This is a genomic window from Vibrio sp. 10N.286.48.B8 (genome assembly GCF_003050085.1).
Classification (GTDB): domain Bacteria; phylum Pseudomonadota; class Gammaproteobacteria; order Enterobacterales; family Vibrionaceae; genus Vibrio; species Vibrio crassostreae.
In genome coordinates, this window is the sequence record NZ_PIGD01000032.1 from 1 (window position 1) to 21,171 (window position 21,171).

Consider the following 21,171-nt stretch of genomic DNA (forward strand, 5'->3'; position numbering starts at 1 on the left):
TTTTTGAAACACAGAAAAGGCGGAGGGTAAGAACATCTAACTTTCTATTTTTGTTTGTTATGCCCCTATGCAAACTCTTTATTATTCAGTGAGTTAATTTATCCGTATTCTCTGGTATCTATTTGAAATACTAGGGAAACAAAAATGAAAAATGGGTTAGTCTGCACATTAGCAGTGATGTTAATTGTAGGGTGCAAAGAATCGAATGAGCCAAACGCTGCTGTAGTGGAACAACCGAGTGTCATATCACACATAGAGAAAACACCTGAGCTAGTCGCGGAATTAAAGGCACAAGAGACAATTGATGCTCAACTTAGGCTGCTTTATGAGCGTTTTGAACCCATGCTTGACCGCAGTGACTCTCTTACTGGTACTGATGCAAACAAAGATGGTATCCGCGATGACATTGAGGCGTTTATTGATGCGTTAGAAGTGCCCGAGCCTGTCCGAAAAGCCTTAAAACAAGAGGCTCGGCAAGCACAAGAAAGTCTCTATCACGACTGGAGTGCAAAGACTGAAACCAATATAAAGAAGGCACTAGCAATCGCTAATAAATATGGGAAGGTCATTGCTTGTAAGAAGTTTATTGGTATACCAGTAAGAGATAGAACCAATACTGGGAGAACTATCGATGCGCTCACTTACAATACTAAAGCTCGTTCCATTGTCTACTTGGCTTATAATCACTTGTTAGATGGCTCAGTAAGTTCCTCTCTGAAAGCTGAGGCTAACTACTGTGAATAAGCTAGTCACCCCGTTCAAATCTCCCCCTTAATTGATATTTTCCCCCTTTTTTGAAACACAGAAAAGGCGGAGGGTAAGAACATCTAACTTTCTATTTTTGTTTGTTATGCCCCTATGCAAACTCTTTATTATTCAGTGAGTTAATTTATCCGTATTCTCTGGTATCTATTTGAAATACTAGGGAAACAAAAATGAAAAATGGGTTAGTCTGCACATTAGCAGTGATGTTAATTGTAGGGTGCAAAGAATCGAATGAGCCAAACGCTGCTGTAGTGGAACAACCGAGTGTCATATCACACATAGAGAAAACACCTGAGCTAGTCGCGGAATTAAAGGCACAAGAGACAATTGATGCTCAACTTAGGCTTCTATATGAGCGTTTTGAACCCATGCTTGACCGCAGCGACTCTCTTACTGGTACGGATGCAAACAATGATGGTATCCGCGATGACATTGAGGCGTTTATCGATGCGTTAGAAGTGACCGAGCCAGTCCGAAAAGCCTTAAAACAAGAGGCTCGGCAGGCACAAGAAAGTCTTTATCACGACTGGAATGCAAAGACCGATGCGAACATCAGAAAAGCACTCGACATTTCATACAAATACGACAAAGTACTCGCTTGTAAAGAGTTTGTTGGTATTCCTGTAAGAGATATAACCAATACAGGAAGAACCGTTGATGCGCTCACTTACAATACCAAAGCCCGCACTATGACTTACTTGGCTTACAATCACCTATTAAATGGTTCCGTAAGTACGCTCCTTGCTGCGGAGGCACAATATTGTGAATAAGCCAACAATATCACTCATGATTGCTGCTCTGCTGCCATTTAATGCAATCGCCAACTCATGCAAAATTGAAGGTTACACCATCGGTTTTTTTAACGGTGTTGCAACAACTGAAAAACAAGCCAAAGAAGGGATAAAAGAAATAAAATCCACTATAGATATCAACCAATACAACGGTGAGTCTGTCGAATACCAGCTTTTCTACAACGATTCTTATATTGAAGGAAGTGGCCTTAACGTACTGGCTGATTTTGCTGAAACCTTTGACCAAAGAACTTACGAGTTAGAGCAGAAACAATTCGACCGTTGGGAGGCCTTTTGGGACATTGTGAGCGGTAGGCAAAACAGCGCTATCATCCAAAAAATCAGCGCCACTTTTGCTTGGTTTGCTGGGTTTGTTCTCGACTTCACAAACCAAACCATCAATGCAACTATCACGACATTTTTAAAAGAATTAGCCTCACTTGTTGATGCCCCCGAAACTAGCCAGACTAGAATGCAGCATCATCTTTTAAATGACTCTCTTACGTGGAAAGGAAAAAAGCTCATTTACATCGCTCATTCACAAGGGAACTTATGGGTAAACGAATCATACAAGCATGTTACATCCCAATACGGTTACAGTGCCGATAACATTCACGTTGTTCACATCGCTCCCGCTTCCCCAACCCTTAGCCCGGACAGTGATTATATTTTATCGACCTCAGATCTTGTGATTAATGGGCTGAACTTTACAGGGATAGGCAGCGTTCCGCCTCCCAACACCACGATAGCACCGAGTAAATTAGACTTTGCGGGACACGGACTCATTCCTATTTACCTCACTCACCCCAAATCCATTGAGAAAATCAAAGCGTCGGTCGATAAAGCTTTTACCTCTCTTACTAAACCTGAGATGGAAGATTTTTTGTTTAAAATTGAGTTCGATTATAGTGTTAGTTATGACGCACTTCATGATAATCCTGTTTATGAAATTGTTGACGCTAATAAAACTGACGATTTTGGGTCTTACCTAAAGAGTCCTTCTTTTTATCTCAGCCCGAAAAATGAGTCTTGGCCTAAGAAGACGGTGGATTCTTATATACAAGATGAGGATAGATTGCCATTTAGAGTTGAGAACAATGCTGTGGTTTTGTTTGATACTTGTAAAAGCCCGAACGAGGCAATGAATGACATTCCATCGATTCCCTCGCAAGACACTTATATGTTCGTACAATGGCGAAATTTAAAACGCTTTGAGCGAGGTACATTTAAAGATATTTGGAGGTCAAGAAAGATGACCGATAGATATGGATTGGTAGATGAAACCCCAATAGCATTTCGAGATATGGACGACGACTATTTCATTTGTGCTGGGGATGGAGATGCGATTGAACTAGAAGCAACACAACACTTTTATAATGAGGAGCAACGTCAGTATTTAGTCACTCAGCATTTGTCTGGACGCTATGATGTGTCGGCACGTTATGCAGTACCTTTTCAAAGTTTTCATCCTACTAATCTCTGTCAAGGCCATTGATTGCTAGCCTTGTCAATATAATCAATGCATTAGTGAAAAATCTCATCAACTAATCGCTAAATGACTAATAATATGTAGTCATGATTCAGATAACTATTAATAAGTAAAAACAGTATTAGCAAGATGCTGATGAGTATCAACTCTAAATGATAATGGGGCATAAATGAGCTACAGCTTCCCCTAAATTAACAATTCAGAGATAACTAAAGGTATGGAAAGTCGCTTAACATAGCGTCCAGTTTGATGGTGTAGATCACTGACAAGTATACGGGTCTTCAGACAATATGCTTTTTCAAATATTTAAAATCATGCTCTCTAATGCCTCTCAATAAAAAAGCCCAAACAAAGGATTGGGCTCAATTCAATAATCATGAAGTCATTGTCATGGTGGTTATATTCCGATTAATTCCCCCAGATTTGGCTTACAAACTCTGGATGGTCAATAAACGGATTACGATTCCCTTGAAAATCATGTACCGCCTTATTTCGGTCGATTTCTTTTTGGCTTACTGGATCTTCAGAATGCCAACGCTTTAGCATAGTAAGTAACCAAGGTTCAAAAACGGTTGTATTGGTTCCATCCAGAACGGCATCAGAGCTTGTAGAGTTCCCTTCCCAATTAGCGATTTCATTTTCATAGCGTGTTGCCATGTAGAAATATGCTCTTGCGAAATCACCTTTAAACTCATCAATTGGCTCAAACACCGTACCCACATAACCAAGAGAGTTCGCTGCACTGCCTAACTTAGAACCATTGCTTGATGTGTATGTCGCGCTACTCACCTCACCAAATGGCCAATTACTACGTTTCGAGTTAACGTAGCCATCAGTGGCAAATAAATGGTGACCGTCAGAGTTCATTGGCTCGACTTTCCCACCAAACCAGCTTTTCGGGAATGAGTGCTCACGGTTGTAGCAATCACCTTCTTTTCTGTATTGACCACATTGATCGGCCACCTTAGTAAACTGGATTGAATCTGAGCCTGAAGGTTTCTCCGAATACATATCGAGAATCGACCCATCAGTGTCATAGTATGCGTCTAGGTCAGCCTCAGACACCAACGTCCAAATAGCGGTGTAACCCTGACTACTATGATTATCAATAATTTGATATAAGGCCGTTTTTAACGCAAAGCCCACTTTGCCTTCAGCGTCTTTGTAATACTCACCTAACACTGGTGGTTCCGTTGGTGGTGTAGTTGAACCACCAATCGTAAATTCTGTACTCTGACTTGCTTGGAAATCACCACCAGATGCCACAACGGTTCCGTTTACCGACAAACTGTATGAACCATTTCCCCCACTGCAGCACATTCCATCTCCATAAGAGTCTGAGACTTCTAGGATGTAGCTACCATCCGCTAAACACATTTCCACTTCATTGATGGTGTTATTTTTATAGTCTGAACCAGAATAAAGAGTTTGAGAAACTGAGTTTTTGAGAGACCAACTGGTTTCAGAACCATAGTTATCCGTCACTAGCGTGAGTGCGGCACTTGTATCATTGCAGCTTTGTGTTGGTGGAGTCTCCGTCGGCTGAAAGTTATCTAAATACACCACTTCCGAACCATCAAAACCTGCATCATCATAAAATCGTATGCCCACAACGATATCTTTAGTGCTAGTAGCGCTGTACGAGTGAGTCAATGCTTGCCACTGATTCGTTAAACCATTATTCGAGTAGCCTAAATAGCCATCAACAAAAAGGCGAGCTTTCACGTTACCTTCCGTGTGGTAAACATCGACAGAGAAATCATAAGTTTTCCCTTGTTCAACACGTATCGTTTGCAGAAAATCGGTATTACTTTGAGTGCCTGTATTCACTGTTACTTGCGCAGAGAAACTGCCGTTATTTACAGGAACGCTAGAGGGTGAAACTGCAATGCCGGAGTCAATCACACTCCATCCAGATGGTACATTTCCTTCCCAACTTTCGAAACTTCCATTTTGCATTTGCGCATGCGCACTCGCTGAACAAAGTAATGCAATGCCACTTAGATTTATTATTCTATTTATCATATAACCTTCTGTTTAATCAGATAAAAAACCAACTAAGCTTAGAAAGTAATCAAAAGATGAATAGAGACATACATCACATTTATAAATGTAAGCACCATAAGCTTTATTAATATATGTGATGTAAAGCAATGCAACATCGATCTGGTAAATGCTTTTACACGCTAGATTATTGAAAAAAGGTTTATCTCGGATTTCAGGGAAAAGGCGCAACGGGTGAAACTTTGAATGCCCAATGCTCAATGCTCAATGCTCAATGCTCAATAATTCAAAGATCATTTGAGAAGTCGTTATCTAAAGGCTAACTATAATAGCCAGCAGCGCATTAACGATGAGTTGCTGGCTCGCTACTTAATGATTAGTACAATATATTTATCATGACCAGTCAGCAATCTAGCCTCTTCAACACAGTTCAAACATAACGCCCGACACTAACTTACTTGGCTTGGTATATTCCCCTAGTTATGCGCCCTTCCAAAGACTTAATAATAGATGGAACCATATCTTGTATCGGCGATTCTAATACAATTTCTACGTCTTCTAGCCAATAAATATCCAGTAGTAAACAAATGTCATCAATAAGTTGCACCGCTTCAATTTGATTAACAACATCTGTATTCAAAGGCCATGACTCCGACATATCCAACACAATCAATCGCTTATTGCAGCGTGGCAAATAGAACTCCGTTAATGAGTCTAAATAGCTCACCGCAGTGATCATTAACGTACACTCCCCTTCGCCCAAATCGCAGATTCGATAACGCCGGTTATTTAGAATCAAATGTTGATCCATATTCCTTCTCTCATAACTGTTTACGTACTGTCCATTATCCATATCTGGACTAAATCAAGGAGGAATTAAAGAAATTCAATTTTGCATATCGTTTCAATTCATATATGAATTTCTCTAAACCGTCGCCTCCTCGCATACACAAACTTACTATCCACTCCATCAAATAATTCAACCAACGAATCACACATTTAATTAATCATGCGGAGAGCTATGTTATGAAAAAGATAAGCCTACCTTTTATTTCGCTACTATCGACACTACCCCTTGCAGCACAAGCTTTCGACTCAAGTCGAGTTAGTGGTGAGTTCTCAGTGAATACGGGGTTTGCCACCTCTAACTCAAATCTAAATCCCAACGGCGACAGAATGTTAAAGGGCCTAAATAATAATGTGTCTCACACAAACGAGATCTTTGCAGCGCCTCTTGGAAACTTAAACTTGGCGCTAGATACTCAAGACACCCACCGAGTTTATGCAGGTACGTCTCGTGACGATCTTGCCGTCGGTACTCTCGCCTTTGAGGTTGGATACCAACGTGACTTACCAGATGGAACGCAAATAGACATAGCTTACCTTCCGACAATTGTTTCCGGCGAAGTTTGGGACAACCCCTACCTAGAAGGTACACAAAGAATAACAACCGACGTTGAAGGCGATGCCTATCGTCTAAAGCTATCGAATATTGCCAATACCGGAGTTTCTTTCGATTTAGGCTATGCGACCTCAGAACTTGATAATGAAGGAGTCGCTTATCAAGAGTTAGCGAGAGATCATGATACCTATTTTTTAAAAGGGCAATACCTGTCGATGCTAAACCATCGCTCAGGACTAATTACTGCATTCAGTTATACCGATCATAACGCTGAAGGTTCTGCGGCTTCATATAATCAATACAAAATTGAAGCCACCTATTTTGCCAATTTAAATGATCATCATTTTGCTGTCACGAGTAGCCATGGTTATCGCGATTTTGAATCAGTTAACCCGCTATTTAATCAAGAGCGCGCTGACTATTTCCACCGAGTATTCGTGGCTTATGAATACAACGATATCCCTAACTGGGAGAACTGGAGCGTGACATCATTTGGTGGCGCAACCCTAAACACATCGAATATCGATTTCTACCAAAGCACCGAATTTTTGATGTCTGTTGGTTTGAATTACCGTTTCTAATTTGTTCCCCTCCGATGAATCAGAGAAAGAATGCCACCACCTACCTGTGACTCTTTCTCGCTTTCGTTTCACAGATGAACACCTCTCATCGGTGCTTTGAATACTGCTTAGCTTTGCTGCTACGCACATAAAAGACTGGATTGGAATCAGTTACTTAAATTTATCCTCGCTTTCTCGTTAAAGGATTATGACGAGCAATTAGGACCACTAAAAAGGGTCATCATGCTCAAACTACTTAAACAAGAACATGTACTTCTCACAGGTGCTATCGCTATACTATTTTTCAAACTAGTTGGCGATAACCTACTCATGAGCGGTTTATCATCCATGTCCTATATACTGCTCACCGCCTTACTTTTCTATGTCGTCATGACTGCTATTTTTGCTGTTGTCCGTCACTCTGACGCACTCGCTATAAAGCTTGGTGACCCATATGGGACACTCATATTGACGCTTTCTGTGGTATTGCTTGAAGTCATTATGGTCTCATCAATCATGCTTACTGGTGATTCAAACCCTGTGCTCGCACGCGATACCATGTTTGCTGTGATCATGGCTGTACTCAATGGGTTTGTCGGTATCACTTTACTGATTGGCGGCCTAAAGTATCACACTCAAACTTATAACCTTCATGGAATCAAAGCTTACTTAGTCGCCATTATTCCACTCGCGATGCTGTGCTTAGTGCTACCCAACTTTGCGAGCGTAGACGCTTTAGGAAATATGTCATCAAGCTTAATGTGGATTTTAGTCTTCGCTTCTGTTGCTTTATATGCGGTCTTTTTGTTCATTCAAACTCGTAGCCATACTGACTACTTTATTAACTCGGTTCACGAAGATCACCACGACCATCATGAGCCATTGCAAAGTAATTTATTCCACAGCTTGATGCTAATTGGTTACTTGATTGTGGTAATTCTACTGGCAAAAAGCCTCGCACTGCCGATTAATGATGGTATTTCTACCATGGGTGCCCCCGTCGCATTAGGCGGTTTAATTGTCGCGTTGATCATTCTGGCTCCTGAAGCGGTTGGCGCAGTCAAAGCAGCTCTTACCAATCAACTTCAGCGCGCGATGAACCTCTTCTTTGGTTCTGTCTTGGCAACAATTGCATTGACTGTGCCTGCGGTACTGATGATATCAAGTGTCATGAATGAACCGATTCACCTCGGTCTAGCACCTGCCGAAATGGTCTTGTTAATTACGACCTTGCTGATGACGAGTGTCAGTTTCAGTAGTGGCCGAACCAACCCGCTCAACGGCGCCACACACTTAGTCTTATTCTTGGCCTATATCATCTTAATGTTCGATTAAGCCTATGACTTGAAGACTCTGGTCATCTAACCAGAGTCTTTTGAACGATCCTAATCATCACTACCAAGAATAATGCTGAGGCCCCATGACTTTATTAACGACACGTTTACATTCAAAAGCGTCACACTCAACAGAGTCCGAACACCTTTACGAATCAATACTCACTAGCCTTGAAACGGAGGAAGACAAGCTCTTACGCGAAACCTTGCTCCACGCATATACACCAGCGATCTCCAATGCATTAAGGAGACTAGATGATGATCAAAGAGTTCACGCTTGGTCGCTACTCTCTCAAATAGATCCTGAACTAGCGGCTAACTTAATTGATCACTTAAGTAGCTCTCAATTACGTTACTTAGCAGAAAAACTGCCAATCCAGAACCTCCAAGAAGTTTTCCCTTTACTCCAATCGCCGGACCGCCGTATGTTACTCACTCAGCTTCCATTGGAGCGGTCAACACAGCTAAATACGTCCTTACCCAACGCTTGGCAAAAAGAAGAAAAAGCAGCGCTTAATTATGAATCAGACACCGTAGGAGGTATTTGCAACAATGAAATGTTGAAGGTTGATTCAGACACAACGGTTGCCGAGCTCAGCCACCTTATTTCCGATGATGACTCTAGCTATAACTATCAAGAGTGGCGTTACGTATACCTGCAGGATCGAGATGGTAATTATCTGGGAGCAATCAGGCTCAAAGACTTATTTGGGTTACCTTTCGGTGGGAAACTAAAAGAGCACCTCAACTCCTCACTACTGGCGGTACCGGCTGAGTGGGATTTGAATTCACTAAAAAGTGCACTAGATACGACAACACACCCAGTCCTTCCTGTAATCGATAACTCAGGGTTCCAAATTGGTGTTGTGGGATTTAGACAATTGAATGAGGCGCTGTTTCGTCAATCAAAACAGCAGCTTCTTGAACAAGCTGGTGTATTTGGCGGGGATGAGTTTCGCACCATGCCGACCGCGAAACGTAATCTACGCCGGCTAGCATTTTTGCTACCTTCTGTTCTATTAAGCTACGCAGCGGTATCAATCATTGCTCAATTCGAGCCCGTAATTGAACAATTTGCGCTGTTAGCAGCAATACTACCTTTAGTTGCGAACTTATCCGGTGCAGCTGGAAATCAAGCAGTTGCCGTTTCGATTCGAGAGCTCTCTGTCGGGAACTTGTCACCAAAAGATGTGTTGTTCGTGATCGTAAAAGAGCTACCTATCGGCATTATAAATGGCGCGGTGATTGGCTCAGTTCTCGCTCTACTCTCATTTTTGACTTACGGCGAAGAACATCTCGCATTACCTATATTAGTTAGTGTCGCGTACCTTTTTTCTTCAACGCTAGCAGTGATCACAGGAGGAACGCTACCGCTGATTCTTAAACGTCTGAATCTCGACCCTGCGATGCTATCTAGCCCTCTCCTAACTACATTTACGGATGCCGCCGCTTTTTTTAGTGTGCTGTACCTCGCTCAATCCTTTTTACTCTAATGTGCTATTGCCTCTAAACGAGGCAATATCTAGTTGAATATTATTACATTTCACTTAATCTACATATAAGCCTAACCTAGCAATGGCTAAGTTTTACCACCACTTCTAAATTAACCAAGGACGGTTTATGAGAGAACTACGCGATTTAGATCTAAACCTACTGAAGCTTTTACAAGCGGTTGTTGAAACGCGCAATACCCACCTTGCCGCAGATAAGCTCGGTATCTCTCAAACCAGTGTCAGCCGCGGTATGGCAAAGCTTAGAGATACGTTTGGCGATCAGCTTTTCATTAGAAAAGCACACGGTGTAGAACCTTCAGAGTTAGCAGAAAAATTAGCTGAGGCCGCTGAGGAAATGTTTATTCCATTGGCTAAAGTCATTGAGTCTTATAAGAATTTTGAACCAGAAAGTTTTACTGGCGACATCACTATAGCAATGAATATTTTTTTGCTTGACCAATATGGAGAGGGAATATTTTCAGCTCTGAGAAAAGTTTTACCAAATGCGAACTTCAAAATGATCTATTGGCAAGAACAAACACTTGCCGAAATGCTCAATAGCCAAATTGATTACATGCTGCATTTTTCAGTATTTCCGCTTCCGCAAGAAATATATCAACACAAACTAAAAGAAATAAAGCTCAGTCTCATCGCGCGTAAGAACCACCCAGTGCTCAGCCAATCTAGTGAATGGGAAGATATACACCACTTACCCATCACGCGAATCCTGGTGGATGGTGTGAATTCAAAAAGAGCGCCAATCGAAGATTTGTATTTAGCTAAAGGCTATAAAGCGAGGATTGTATTATCTACACACAGTGTAAGAGTACTGCTAAACAAGTTAAAGAATTCTGACGCCTTCTCATTCGGCAGTAGTTTTATGACAGAAAATGAAACGGAGTTAAGTTGTTATCCGCTGCCATTACTTCCGAAAGAAATGCGCCAACTACAGATCAATGGCGGCTACTTGCAATCCAAGCGAGGCTTCCCATTGAATCAACTCATTCACCAAACACTACAGCACTATTTTGATAAAGTCATTCAACCGGAAGTATAGTAACTCGCACAAAGTACGAGCTACTGGTTTGATTAACCGCTAGAGCTTCGGTGTACTGCCGAAGTTTTAGCTGGATACATGATAGTGTCTCGAATTTCGTATTTGTATTCGTAAGCAAAATCAGGGAATGGGAAGGCTTGATCTTCATGCCACCCTGCAACCACTTGAGCGGCTTTTTCCTTCTGCTCCAAAGCACCTTCATTGCGTTTATCCACCAGTTGGTACTGAGTGGAATGTGCAATAGTTGCACCTACTTGTTCGACATAGGCTAATGCAGCAAACAGAATATCCTCTTGCACAGCCATAAACTCTTCATGGTCACAACACTTGATATAAGCCATCATATTAATGTTGATTGAATACTCGCCAATCCCCATCAATCTGACTCGCACAGGATCTTCATCGATCATAGGGTGTTGCAACAGTAACCTACGTATATGGACAAGGAGCACACGTAACTGTTCCAACGTTGCCTCTGGACGCAACCTTAATAGATGATCCATTCTACGTTTGTCCCGTCGCTCAAGATTATCAATTTCCATATTAGCAAACTCTGAATTTGGTATAGTGATTAACGAACGTTCAAGTGTACGAATACGTGTGGAACGTAAACCGATACTTTCAATCGTTCCTAAGTTGTTATTGCCATAACGACAGAACTCTCCAATTTTAACGCCACCATCTGCGTACAGAGTGAGGCCATTTATCACGTTTTCTAGTACTGGCCTAATTGCTAACGCGACAGCCAAACCACCAACCCCTAAGCCAGTCAAAATAGGGGTTATTGAAAAACCCATAAATTCGATAACATAAATACCCAGAATAACAATGGTTAAGCCACCAAAAATACGTGCTAACACAGTAATCAATGATGAGTCTACATGCTTACCTTGATATTTATTGAATACATAAATATCAGCAAAGTAGTTAAATATGGCCATGATCAACCAAGAAACATAGAAAAACTGTGTCAATAAAAACAGCGTCGAAAAGAACTGATAAGTTGTACCTGTTATCCAGACCCCTTCATCTATCACCCTCCTAGCTAATAGCAAAAGTATCACCGTACAAACTAATGAAATAAGACGTCCTATACGCCACTTTCGCCCATAATTTTCCCAACGGGAGTTCCATCGAACACCTAATAAAAAACTTAACTTAACAAGAGCTGAACACAAGGTGAGCACCCCGGTTAACACTAACCATTGCCATAAAGGTAATGGACCATACAGTTTCTTGAAAGGAGGAGGTAATGATTGAATCAAGTCTTTGGAAAACAAAGGACCAGGAGTAAGCACAAATTCTTGATAATAATCAGTGCGGTTTTCGACTTGATAATCAACAGCAGCTACGGTTCTGTACCAACGAGGTAAACTCTGAACCGTTCCGGAACTAAATAGAAACTGCTCAACATTATCTCCCGACATTTGTTTGGATAATACGATGTCAGTATTGGCAAGACGCCAATGGATCAGGTCATCTTTACTCACTTGCAGCGCGTCTGGAGTTCTAGTGTGTATTTCGCTGTCTAAACGATCGATGATTTCTCTCAGTAAGAGAATCCTTTCCATTACAACCACTGTTCGACTACGGTTAGGCAGTAAAGAGAGATCCATGGTACGCATCACTTGTAAATATGCGTGTTGAGCTGCCGATAGGTGTAACTGTTCACTTCTCCAGTGATCTATTAGCACATCAGATGCGGTCATAAAGCTCGCCAATGTCTGGCTTGGGCTAGAAGTATCAGCAAGTTCGAGAGAGTCATTAGCCAATACATGAGAATTAACCCATGCCAAACACATAATAAGTACTAAACGGGGCACATTACTAAACACAGTTTTCACTACCTCTCGATAGGTTCCCATTTACCTGTGACCGTTGCTTACCTTTCTTTTCATCATATATTGGAGAGAGCCAAAGAGATGAAGAATCCCCATGCTCCCAGAGTGACTGATGCTGAGAGTAATGATGGTTAGCGCGCAATAATGTCAATACACATGTAAACAATGAAGAAAATAGATGAGTCATAACTGTCTCCTAAATAAAGAAGCCACGTCCCTGTGCATTAAAAACTAATTTATATGAGTGTTGAAGAATTGCCCGAGTTCTTTTAAGGCATCATCGGATTCTGGCATATCACTCAAAATGCCATTCATATAATCACCATGTGACTGGCCGTCATAAATATGAAGCTCTGATTCAATATCAACGCTACGCAACAAACGGTGCATGCGTACAGTATCGCTTAGCAATAAATCCCGTGTCCCGGAGACAAAAATCGTTGGCGGAAACTCTTCAATTTGAGCATAAATTGGCGATAACAGCGGTGAGTCTAGAGGCTCGCCTCCTGCATATAAGTCAAACGTACCTTGAATCAAACCCTCTCTCTGGCCAAGCGCATCAAGTCCTTTTAAAGTATGCCAGGAGTCTGAGGTCTCCTTTAGGTCGACCGCTGGCGTTCCAACAAACAGCGCACCAGGCATAGGTAAATCGAGCTCCTGTAGCTTAAGTGTCGTGGCAAGCGTTAAATTCCCGCCTGCTGATGAGCCAAACAACGCGGTAGATTCCGCTTTTTGAGTTTTAATCAGCTCTTCCCATACTGCTGCAACATCGTTAATAGCAGCAGGAAATGGATGCAGTGGCGGCTGGCGATAATCAACCGAAATCACTTGCGCCCCTAACCCGTTAGCCACCCATATAGCTTCTCGCAACGCAGACTCTCCTCCACCAAATACAAACGCTCCCCCATGAATATGTACTAGCCATTTATCTTTGTATTCGGGGGTAATGTTCTTCGGTGTAACAAAGAAAGTATCCACCCCCGCAAACTGCTTAGCTTCATATGTCACCTCTAAACGTTCGAGGGCTTCCTGCGCTATCTCCATACCTGGAGTATCAAATACTGCTTGCAGGGCGAGCCACTCTTTCGCTGTAGATGGAACCGGAAGTGGCGGAGTGACTTCCCGGTGTTCAATTATCTGAGCCAGTTCGGCGGAAATACCAGTAGGGGTTGGAATAATACGTTCTGTCAGTGTCATTTTAGCGAAGGCAGCCGAGCTTGATAAACCTAACAATAATGCAGGAACAACTGTGCGTAGTGGTTTTAATTTCATAATAACTCCAGAGGTGAATTTCAAAGCCGCGATTGGCTAACTGGGGTCATTATTGCTGTCGAAAAACATAGATACGATGAATTAGAGAAATTCAAATTTGCCAATTAAGAACCACCCATAATGCATTTCTCTAATTCATATCTTATGTCGTCACTCAATGAGATAACACCAGTGACAACAAGAGGAGGATGTATGAAATACTTACCCATAGGCATAATAGCCTTAACTTATTTAGTATTTTTCATAACTTTAGTTTCTAGACTCGCTCTCTAATCATTCGGCGATTCACTTAGTTTGAGTCGAACATTTGGATCAGAGGCAGCCTACTAACTACTGATGATTTGGTTAAAGGCTCGACAGGTGAAACACTCAATGCTCAATGCTCAATGCTCAATGCTCAATGCTCAATACTTCAAAGATCATTTGAGAAGTCGTTACCTATAATTCTCGGTTAGACAGCACAAGAAAAGGCTGAGCAGATCACTGACTCAGCCTTTTTGCTTTCAAGACCTCTAACCATTAATCGCCTTTCAACATATCTAAAAAGATCTGTCTGGATTCTGGCGTGTTGTCCCTGTGGGTTTCGTACTTTATATGTGCCTCTGCAACGGCAGATTGAGACAACTTGATGCTCCAAAGTGCTTGCAGTTGGTTCGGTACAATTGAATATCGAACATCGATAACACGCAGCTCATCCGTTGGATCCTGTGCAATATAACCATTCGAGAACCAACGGAAACGTTCAATGTCTTTGGCTTGTTGCGAATTAGGATCAAGCCAGGGGAAATCCTGACTCACATTCAGTTTAGCAATAGAGTCTCCAGGATAGGTTTTAACGGAGGTGCCGACTCGAACAGCATCTACGTAGTATCGAGATTCTGTTTCGTACACCACTTTCCACACTAAGATATTTGCAAAGCTCGGCTTGGCCTCCAACCGAATAGGTGCATGTTGGCGTTCTTGTGCTAATTGCCATCCTATCGCTTCTGCCCTATCCCTTTGTATCATGCCTAACGTCGGATAAATCAAAGCCCATAGAAACGCAATGCGAGCCAACCAAGGAGTTCGCTTCCATGTTGCAAACGCAAGCAATATTAAGATGGGCAGTGTATAGACAGGATCGATGATCGAAATGGTATTCCAAGCGTAACGTTCGTTGGTGAGCGGCCAGAACAGTTGAGTGCCATACGTAGTACAAGAATCGAGTAAAGCATGTGTGCCATAACCTAACGCGCAATACAGCCAACTCTGTTTAAACGAGAGACCACGCCTTTTTGCAATCAAAGGGTACAAAACCAGAGCGCAAATCAAGCTGCCAATAGGAATAAACAAAAGTGAATGGGTAAACTGTCGATGGAACTCCAATGCGAGTAAAGGATCACTCTCCGATCGAATAAACGCATCTAAATCTGGCGCCATTCCAGAGAGTAAACCTAAAACCCCAGCGACCACCAAATGTTGTTTTTTACTCGCCGATTGTGACAAAGAAGCGCCTAGCACGCCCTGCGTTAACGGATCCATAAATCACTCACTTTTAGCATTCCCTTGAATTGAACAAGTACATTTAGCTATAGCAGTGAATCCGGTTAAACAACAAGATTTTGTCAACATACTCATAGACATAATCGTATAAATGTAGACTTGCAAACAAAAAAGAGCAGCCTGATGACTGCTCCTATTAGGTTCTCATTCTCGTCTCTAATCAGAGTGATTGTGTCGTCTTACTCAGCAATAGCTCCCAATCAGATTGCTCAACCTGCCCTTTGCGTATATTCACCTTGTGGTAACCTTTTTCGGTTAGGGATTTCACTTCAATAAATGAATGACCAAACAAAGACTTTTTAACCACTAGGTTCGCCTTAATACCATGCAAATACACGTTTCCATCGTCTAAAGACAAATGACTTTTCGTGAGCCTTGAGGCAATCATGTAAACCACAGTCATGAGGGTAATTGAGGTGATGAAAGGAAAAAGCTGCAATTCAGTTTGATAAAAGAAACTGATCATCAGAGATACGATCGTGTAGGTTACCGTCATTGATAAAACAACGTTCCATTGCGGCCCATTACTTTTAAATGAGATTTCCCGTGCCATCATAAACTCCTTTGGGTAAGTACTTGAGCATATTTGAGATATTTATAAAACGGGACAAGTTTATTATGAGCAGTGATGCATTAAAAGGGCTGAATGACACTATTGAAGCACTCAGATCGCAATTAGACATTTACGTGATGTTTCACACATAAATATCTAATTAATCAGTCAACCGAATAGATCACGATCCGTCTGAAATTAACGAGCCACCATGCTTGCCGCGATAACAACCAACAGTACTGAGAAGATCTTCTTGATGGTTGGAACGGGTAAATGGTTTGTCGCTTTTGCGCCTAAAGGAGCCGTGAACCAAGACGTACACACGATACCCAATAACGCAGGCAGATAAACAAAGCCTGCAAAGCCATCAGTTAGAGCAAAGTGGCTACTGCCCGAGGTTATGTAACCGATAGAGCCGAATAGCGCGATAACAATGCCACACGCAGACGCACAGCCAATCGCCTTTTTCATATCGACCGAAAAGAACGTGAGCAAAGGAACGAGTAACGCGCCGCCACCAATCCCGATCATTGCCGACAAACCGCCAGTAATGGTTGTCAGAACCGTTAATACACCTTTATTCGGTAGCTTTCGCTCTTTAGGCGCGTCATTTTTGCTGCTTAAGAACATCTTAATCGCGATAAGAACCACGCTCACAGCAAACACAATACGAACGACTTTTTCTGGTAAAAGAGCCGCCATAAAGCCACTAACCAATGCACCCAGAGCAACACCCAACATGATCCAAGGCGCCAAATCCCAAGGCACATTTCCATTCTTGTGGTGAGCGAGTGCAGAAGAAGTGGAAGTGAACAGTATCGATGCCAACGAGGTAGCGATCGCAGCGACAACAACTTGGTCAGACGGTAGAACTTCTAAATACAGTAAAATGCTGCTTAACACAGGAACAATGATCAGCCCTCCGCCAATACCTAACAACCCGGCTAGAAACCCAACACCACTGCCTAGTAACGCACAGTAGAAAATCAACAACAGCAATTCACTCATTTCATCCATCTCTTAATTAAATTAATTATCTTAAATAACACACTATTAATGTGGTTATATTTCCATCAAGCTAATTAATATAACTGACACCGACTTGAATATTCAAACATATAGATCATGAATATTCCTCATGATGAATGTGAAGTAATACCATTGTTAATGGTCAACCTATCCACGTATAAAAACCTTAAGCAAATAAATTTATACGACACTTTTAGTGAAGACAGCCTCGATTCTTAATCCGGTCACACGCAAAAATAAAGCATTTAAATATTAAAGACCGAGAGAATCAGACAACGAATTGGGATACCAGATCAACATGAATAATGAATTTAACTTTACGATTAAGAGCATTAGCCTCGACGAAAACTACCAGCCTGCAGACAGCACGCGTATCACAACCAACTTTGCTAACTTGGCTCGCGGCGACAGTCGTCAAGCGAACTTACGTAATGCACTACAGATGATTGACAACAGTTTCAATGCTTTAGCACACTGGGACAACCCGAAGGGCGACCGCTACTCTGTAGAGCTTGAAATCATTTCTGTTGATATGGACATTGAAAGCAACGGCGAAGCATTCCCTTCAATTGAAGTACTGAAAACCAACATTCTGGACCACAAAACGAATGAGCGCATTGAAGGTATTATCGGAAATAACTTCTCGTCTTATGTTCGTGATTATGACTTCAGTGTATTACTATTAGATCATAATAAAGACCAAGATAAATTCAGTATTCCAGCCGATTTTGGTGATTTACACGGCAAGCTGTTTAAATATTTCGTTAACTCTCAAGCGTACAAAAAGAACTTTAAGAAACCACCTGTTATTTGTTTGAGTGTTTCAGATAATAAAACTTATTACCGTACTGAAAACCAACACCCTGTATTAGGCTTCGAATACCAACCTAACGAGTCTTCTTTAACTGAACAATATTTCAAGAAGATGGGCTTACAGGTTCGTTATTTCATGCCGCCGAACAGTGTTGCCCCTCTGGCTTTCTATTTCTTTGGTGATCTACTGAACGATTACTCTAATCTAGAGCTTATCAGCACCATCAGTACCATGGGTACTTTCCAGAAGATCTACCGCCCTGAGATCTACAACGCGAACGCGGTTGCGGGTAACTGCTACCAACCAAACTTGAAAAACTTGGATCACTCACTGACCCAAATCGTGTATGACCGAGAAGAACGAAGCAAACTAGCTGTTGAACAAGGTAAGTTCGCAGAAGAAAACTTCATTAAGCCATATCAGTCGGTACTAGAAAACTGGTCTGCCAACTACGCGCTGTAATCGTTCTATTTTACGCGTATTAGGAAACATACGATCCACTTTGGGAATCTAAGGACAGGCAGAATTATCATGAAAACACTATTACCGACTTCAACAGCAGGCAGCTTGCCGAAACCGTCTTGGCTAGCACAACCAGAAACACTTTGGTCTCCATGGAAACTGGAAGGCGACGAATTAACGGATGGCAAGCAAGATGCGCTGCGCGTGTCTCTGCATGAGCAACAGCAAGCCGGCATCGATATCGTGAGTGATGGCGAACAAACCCGCCAACACTTTGTGACCACCTTCATTGAACACCTGAATGGTGTCGATTTCGAGAAGCGTGAGACCGTTAAAATCCGCGACCGCTACGATGCAAGTGTACCGACGGTTGTTGGCCCAGTTTCTCGTCAGAAATCAGTGTTTGTTGAAGATGCAAAGTTCTTACGCCAGCAAACCGACCAACCGATCAAATGGGCTCTACCGGGTCCTATGACCATGATTGATACACTTTACGATGCACATTACCAAAGCCGTGAAAAACTGGCGTGGGAATTTGCAAAGATCCTCAACGAAGAAGCCAAAGAACTTGAAGCTGCAGGCGTTGATATTATTCAGTTCGATGAACCTGCATTTAACGTGTTCTTTGATGAAGTGAATGATTGGGGTATCGCTTGTTTAGAAAGGGCCATTGAAGGGCTTAAATGCGAAACCGCAGTACACATTTGCTATGGCTACGGCATCAAAGCAAACACAGATTGGAAGAAGACATTAGGCACTGAGTGGCGCCAATATGAAGAAGTCTTCCCTAAGCTGCAGCAATCAAATATCGATATCATCTCGTTAGAGTGCCACAACTCTCATGTGCCACTTGAACTGCTTGAACTTGTTCGCGGTAAGAAAGTAATGGTTGGTGCGATCGATGTGGCAACCGATTCGATTGAAACACCAGAAGAAGTGGCTAGCACTCTGAGAGAAACACTTAAGTATGTTGATGCAGACAAGCTCTACCCTTGCACCAACTGCGGTATGGCTCCCCTACCTCGCGACATTGCCTCAGCTAAGCTGAATGCACTCAGCGCTGGCGCAGAGATCGTTCGTAAAGAGCTTTCAGCGTAACGGCTGATCTGAATAGAAAAGCTAAATCTTGAAGCCTAAGTATCGAATGATGCTTAGGCTTTTCTCGTATTAAGTGAAGCGTGTTAATCACAGCTCTCGCTTACCAAGTTTTATCCAAGTCTTGAGCATACAAAGAGATCGCTCGTTGGTACTCTTTGATCGGCTCGCTATTGGTCGTAGAAACCAACAATTCAAGCAACAGAGACGTTGCCTCTTTATGGCGACCCAAATTATACAAACACATCGCGTAGAAAGGCTGAACTTCAAGGGAATCAGGGTACTCTGCCATCGTCTGTTCGAAATAGCTTAAAGCCTCTGCATAAAGGCCTAGGCTTCGATAAGTACTCGCCAACCCGAAAAGCGCATCAAAACGCTCTACTGAAGACAGTACGCCAGACAGAGACAATACATAGTGCTCAATCGCCTGTTGTTCTTTGCCTTGATTGTCGTAAGACCAAGCTATCTGCAAGTGCGCTTTCGCAACATAATTTTCATCATCGAGTAGTGTCGCCAGCAAATCTCGTGACTCTTGATACTTGGCCTCTTTGCGCAATTCGATGGCTTGTTTGATAATGGTGTCCATAACTCTCCCTAACGCTTAATCGCTGTGCTATGCGTTCATTTCCTCGAACATCTGCTTATAAGATTGAGTTTGTAGTGCTGATTGAGTCAGCCCAAACCGACTGGCTAATAACTCCAACTCATCTTTATAAACCGATAACTTAGACTCATCATCCGTCATGATAGCGAACTCTGCAAAATCACCGATACCCTTTAGTGAGTCGACAGTAATATGAAATTCGCCCACGAAGTAGATACTGCGTGTCTTCTGCGCTTTTAGAATCACTTCGTAACCCAAGTTCTCAAGCATACTCTTGGCATTCGACGCATCGGTGATATTTGTCGCTTCGCACCGGTCAGACTCTGGGCCTTTTACAATCCATAGCTTAATGCCCGATGGCTCCATAGTCCGAATGCACAAACTTTTGTTTTGAGCTTGTAAGCTTCTGTCTGGGCTATCGAAATACCAATCGCACTCAAGATTATCTTGGAGCATCACTTCATGGGGAATAAGACTCAAAGTTTTCAAGAGTTCTGATTTAGAATCGAGGCGATACTTAAGCTCTACTTCGTATTTACCTTGGAAATGGTCGTTAGTCATATACTAGCTCGGTGCAAAAAAGGCGATACTAGCACACCAACCAAATCCGAAATACAAACTGACGCACAACACAAACTAAAGCCGTGAAACTATGTTCGACACGCTAACATACGGGTCCATTCTTCTTTGTTCATTGCGCCTTTAGAAAGGTAAATATTGTGTTTCTGCATTGCACCTTTCGTGTATGAAAGTTTGATGAAAGAGCCAATTTCAAACGGAAGAAAGCTGCGCTGTAAAGTCACATCACAAGCAACTCCATTTAAACGTACATGACCGTTCGTGATTTCAAATGAGCTATCGCGAAGCTTCCACCACAACATTAGAATTTTTATTAGTGGAGGAACACAAATTATCAGCCCTATGGTTAGTAGCGATGAACGATCACCGTCTGATATCCAATAGACAAGACCTAGTGCAATAATAAACAGTAACTCTGAAAATAAGTATTTAATAAAATTTAATTAGATACGACTGTCCATGATTTCTCTCGGTAATACAGCATG

19 protein-coding genes are annotated in these 21,171 nt (G+C 42.1%); 9 read left to right on the top strand and 10 right to left on the bottom strand.

The window, feature by feature from the left end; genetic code table 11:
- Positions 1-144 precede the first annotated feature (144 nt).
- The 3 genes from CWO08_RS22620 to CWO08_RS22630 all read left to right on the top strand — a co-directional run bounded on the left by CWO08_RS22620 (position 145) and on the right by CWO08_RS22630 (position 3,051).
- Positions 145-744 (top strand): chromosome partitioning protein ParA, encoded by a 600-nt coding sequence (locus CWO08_RS22620; protein ID WP_102479246.1) that lies wholly within the window; start codon positions 145-147, stop codon positions 742-744.
- Positions 745-935: 191 nt separating this feature from the next.
- A complete protein-coding gene (locus CWO08_RS22625) occupies positions 936-1,535 on the top strand; it encodes a chromosome partitioning protein ParA (RefSeq protein ID WP_108021152.1) in 600 nt (199 codons plus the stop codon).
- Positions 1,536-1,551: 16 nt separating this feature from the next.
- On the top strand, positions 1,552-3,051 hold the full coding sequence (locus tag CWO08_RS22630) for a hypothetical protein (protein WP_371958139.1): 1,500 nt from the start codon (positions 1,552-1,554) through the stop codon (positions 3,049-3,051).
- 402 nt (positions 3,052-3,453) lie between these two features.
- On the opposite strand, the gene CWO08_RS22635 is transcribed toward CWO08_RS22630, so the two are convergent.
- Positions 3,454-5,070: an endonuclease gene (locus CWO08_RS22635; protein ID WP_108021153.1), complete on the bottom strand. Its 1,617-nt coding sequence runs from the start codon at positions 5,068-5,070 to the stop codon at positions 3,454-3,456.
- Between the two features lie 433 nt (positions 5,071-5,503).
- Positions 5,504-5,860, bottom strand: coding sequence for a hypothetical protein (locus CWO08_RS22640; protein WP_108021154.1), 357 nt, complete (start codon positions 5,858-5,860; stop codon positions 5,504-5,506).
- Positions 5,861-6,075: 215 nt separating this feature from the next.
- Here CWO08_RS22640 and CWO08_RS22645 point away from each other — a divergent pair, with 215 nt between their 5' ends.
- The 4 genes from CWO08_RS22645 (at position 6,076) to CWO08_RS22660 (ending at position 10,895) form a co-directional block, all read left to right on the top strand.
- Entirely contained in the window at positions 6,076-7,032 is a 957-nt protein-coding gene (locus CWO08_RS22645; protein ID WP_107899190.1) for a DUF2860 family protein, read from the top strand.
- 222 nt (positions 7,033-7,254) lie between these two features.
- On the top strand, positions 7,255-8,346 hold the full coding sequence (locus tag CWO08_RS22650) for a calcium:proton antiporter (protein ID WP_107899189.1): 1,092 nt from the start codon (positions 7,255-7,257) through the stop codon (positions 8,344-8,346).
- Positions 8,347-8,431: 85 nt separating this feature from the next.
- Positions 8,432-9,838, top strand: a complete 1,407-nt coding sequence (locus tag CWO08_RS22655) for a magnesium transporter (protein ID WP_108021155.1) — start codon at positions 8,432-8,434, stop codon at positions 9,836-9,838.
- A 127-nt stretch (positions 9,839-9,965) separates the two neighbouring features.
- A complete protein-coding gene (locus CWO08_RS22660) occupies positions 9,966-10,895 on the top strand; it encodes a LysR family transcriptional regulator (protein ID WP_108021156.1) in 930 nt (309 codons plus the stop codon).
- A 32-nt stretch (positions 10,896-10,927) separates the two neighbouring features.
- On the opposite strand, the gene CWO08_RS22665 is transcribed toward CWO08_RS22660, so the two are convergent.
- From CWO08_RS22665 to CWO08_RS22690, 5 genes are all read right to left on the bottom strand, one after another.
- The gene (locus CWO08_RS22665) at positions 10,928-12,604 is read right to left on the bottom strand and encodes a mechanosensitive ion channel family protein (RefSeq protein WP_258185427.1); all 1,677 of its coding nucleotides are present in this window, start codon (positions 12,602-12,604) and stop codon (positions 10,928-10,930) included.
- Positions 12,605-12,967: 363 nt separating this feature from the next.
- Positions 12,968-14,008 carry an alpha/beta hydrolase gene (locus tag CWO08_RS22670; RefSeq protein WP_108021157.1) on the bottom strand — a complete coding sequence of 347 codons (1,041 nt, stop codon included), beginning with the start codon at positions 14,006-14,008 and terminating at the stop codon, positions 12,968-12,970.
- 519 nt (positions 14,009-14,527) lie between these two features.
- Positions 14,528-15,529, bottom strand: coding sequence for a metal-dependent hydrolase (locus CWO08_RS22680; RefSeq protein WP_108021158.1), 1,002 nt, complete (start codon positions 15,527-15,529; stop codon positions 14,528-14,530).
- 181 nt (positions 15,530-15,710) lie between these two features.
- On the bottom strand, positions 15,711-16,103 hold the full coding sequence (locus tag CWO08_RS22685; protein WP_108021159.1) for a hypothetical protein: 393 nt from the start codon (positions 16,101-16,103) through the stop codon (positions 15,711-15,713).
- A 198-nt stretch (positions 16,104-16,301) separates the two neighbouring features.
- Positions 16,302-17,111, bottom strand: coding sequence for a sulfite exporter TauE/SafE family protein (locus CWO08_RS22690; RefSeq protein WP_107899203.1), 810 nt, complete (start codon positions 17,109-17,111; stop codon positions 16,302-16,304).
- A 319-nt stretch (positions 17,112-17,430) separates the two neighbouring features.
- On the opposite strand from CWO08_RS22690, the gene CWO08_RS22695 reads away from it, so the two are divergent.
- Positions 17,431-18,408, top strand: coding sequence for a DUF1852 domain-containing protein (locus tag CWO08_RS22695; RefSeq protein WP_108021160.1), 978 nt, complete (start codon positions 17,431-17,433; stop codon positions 18,406-18,408).
- A 69-nt stretch (positions 18,409-18,477) separates the two neighbouring features.
- On the top strand, positions 18,478-19,506 hold the full coding sequence (locus CWO08_RS22700; protein WP_108021161.1) for a methionine synthase: 1,029 nt from the start codon (positions 18,478-18,480) through the stop codon (positions 19,504-19,506).
- Positions 19,507-19,606: 100 nt separating this feature from the next.
- Here the strand turns inward: CWO08_RS22700 and CWO08_RS22705 are convergent, their stop codons facing one another.
- The 3 genes from CWO08_RS22705 to CWO08_RS24315 all read right to left on the bottom strand — a co-directional run bounded on the left by CWO08_RS22705 (position 19,607) and on the right by CWO08_RS24315 (position 21,120).
- A complete protein-coding gene (locus CWO08_RS22705; RefSeq protein ID WP_102433359.1) occupies positions 19,607-20,089 on the bottom strand; it encodes a tetratricopeptide repeat protein in 483 nt (160 codons plus the stop codon).
- Between the two features lie 27 nt (positions 20,090-20,116).
- The gene (gene cyaB, locus CWO08_RS22710; RefSeq protein ID WP_102433360.1) at positions 20,117-20,668 is read right to left on the bottom strand and encodes a class IV adenylate cyclase; all 552 of its coding nucleotides are present in this window, start codon (positions 20,666-20,668) and stop codon (positions 20,117-20,119) included.
- 89 nt (positions 20,669-20,757) lie between these two features.
- Positions 20,758-21,120: a hypothetical protein gene (locus tag CWO08_RS24315; protein WP_240698872.1), complete on the bottom strand. Its 363-nt coding sequence runs from the start codon at positions 21,118-21,120 to the stop codon at positions 20,758-20,760.
- Positions 21,121-21,171: the final 51 nt, after the last annotated feature.

Excerpts from the sequence above, each read along its gene's own strand:
- CWO08_RS22620 (WP_102479246.1), top strand. The coding sequence starts at position 145 with ATGAAAAATGGGTTAGTCTGCACATTAGCAGTGATGTTAATTGTAGGG.
- CWO08_RS22625 (WP_108021152.1), top strand. The coding sequence starts at position 936 with ATGAAAAATGGGTTAGTCTGCACATTAGCAGTGATGTTAATTGTAGGG.
- CWO08_RS22630 (WP_371958139.1), top strand. The coding sequence starts at position 1,552 with ATGATTGCTGCTCTGCTGCCATTTAATGCAATCGCCAACTCATGCAAA.
- CWO08_RS22635 (WP_108021153.1), bottom strand. The coding sequence starts at position 5,070 with ATGATAAATAGAATAATAAATCTAAGTGGCATTGCATTACTTTGTTCA.
- CWO08_RS22640 (WP_108021154.1), bottom strand. The coding sequence starts at position 5,860 with ATGGATCAACATTTGATTCTAAATAACCGGCGTTATCGAATCTGCGAT.
- CWO08_RS22645 (WP_107899190.1), top strand. The coding sequence starts at position 6,076 with ATGAAAAAGATAAGCCTACCTTTTATTTCGCTACTATCGACACTACCC.
- CWO08_RS22650 (WP_107899189.1), top strand. The coding sequence starts at position 7,255 with ATGCTCAAACTACTTAAACAAGAACATGTACTTCTCACAGGTGCTATC.
- CWO08_RS22655 (WP_108021155.1), top strand. The coding sequence starts at position 8,432 with ATGACTTTATTAACGACACGTTTACATTCAAAAGCGTCACACTCAACA.
- CWO08_RS22660 (WP_108021156.1), top strand. The coding sequence starts at position 9,966 with ATGAGAGAACTACGCGATTTAGATCTAAACCTACTGAAGCTTTTACAA.
- CWO08_RS22665 (WP_258185427.1), bottom strand. The coding sequence starts at position 12,604 with ATGACCGCATCTGATGTGCTAATAGATCACTGGAGAAGTGAACAGTTA.
- CWO08_RS22670 (WP_108021157.1), bottom strand. The coding sequence starts at position 14,008 with ATGAAATTAAAACCACTACGCACAGTTGTTCCTGCATTATTGTTAGGT.
- CWO08_RS22680 (WP_108021158.1), bottom strand. The coding sequence starts at position 15,529 with ATGGATCCGTTAACGCAGGGCGTGCTAGGCGCTTCTTTGTCACAATCG.
- CWO08_RS22685 (WP_108021159.1), bottom strand. The coding sequence starts at position 16,103 with ATGGCACGGGAAATCTCATTTAAAAGTAATGGGCCGCAATGGAACGTT.
- CWO08_RS22690 (WP_107899203.1), bottom strand. The coding sequence starts at position 17,111 with ATGAGTGAATTGCTGTTGTTGATTTTCTACTGTGCGTTACTAGGCAGT.
- CWO08_RS22695 (WP_108021160.1), top strand. The coding sequence starts at position 17,431 with ATGAATAATGAATTTAACTTTACGATTAAGAGCATTAGCCTCGACGAA.
- CWO08_RS22700 (WP_108021161.1), top strand. The coding sequence starts at position 18,478 with ATGAAAACACTATTACCGACTTCAACAGCAGGCAGCTTGCCGAAACCG.
- CWO08_RS22705 (WP_102433359.1), bottom strand. The coding sequence starts at position 20,089 with ATGGACACCATTATCAAACAAGCCATCGAATTGCGCAAAGAGGCCAAG.
- cyaB (WP_102433360.1), bottom strand. The coding sequence starts at position 20,668 with ATGACTAACGACCATTTCCAAGGTAAATACGAAGTAGAGCTTAAGTAT.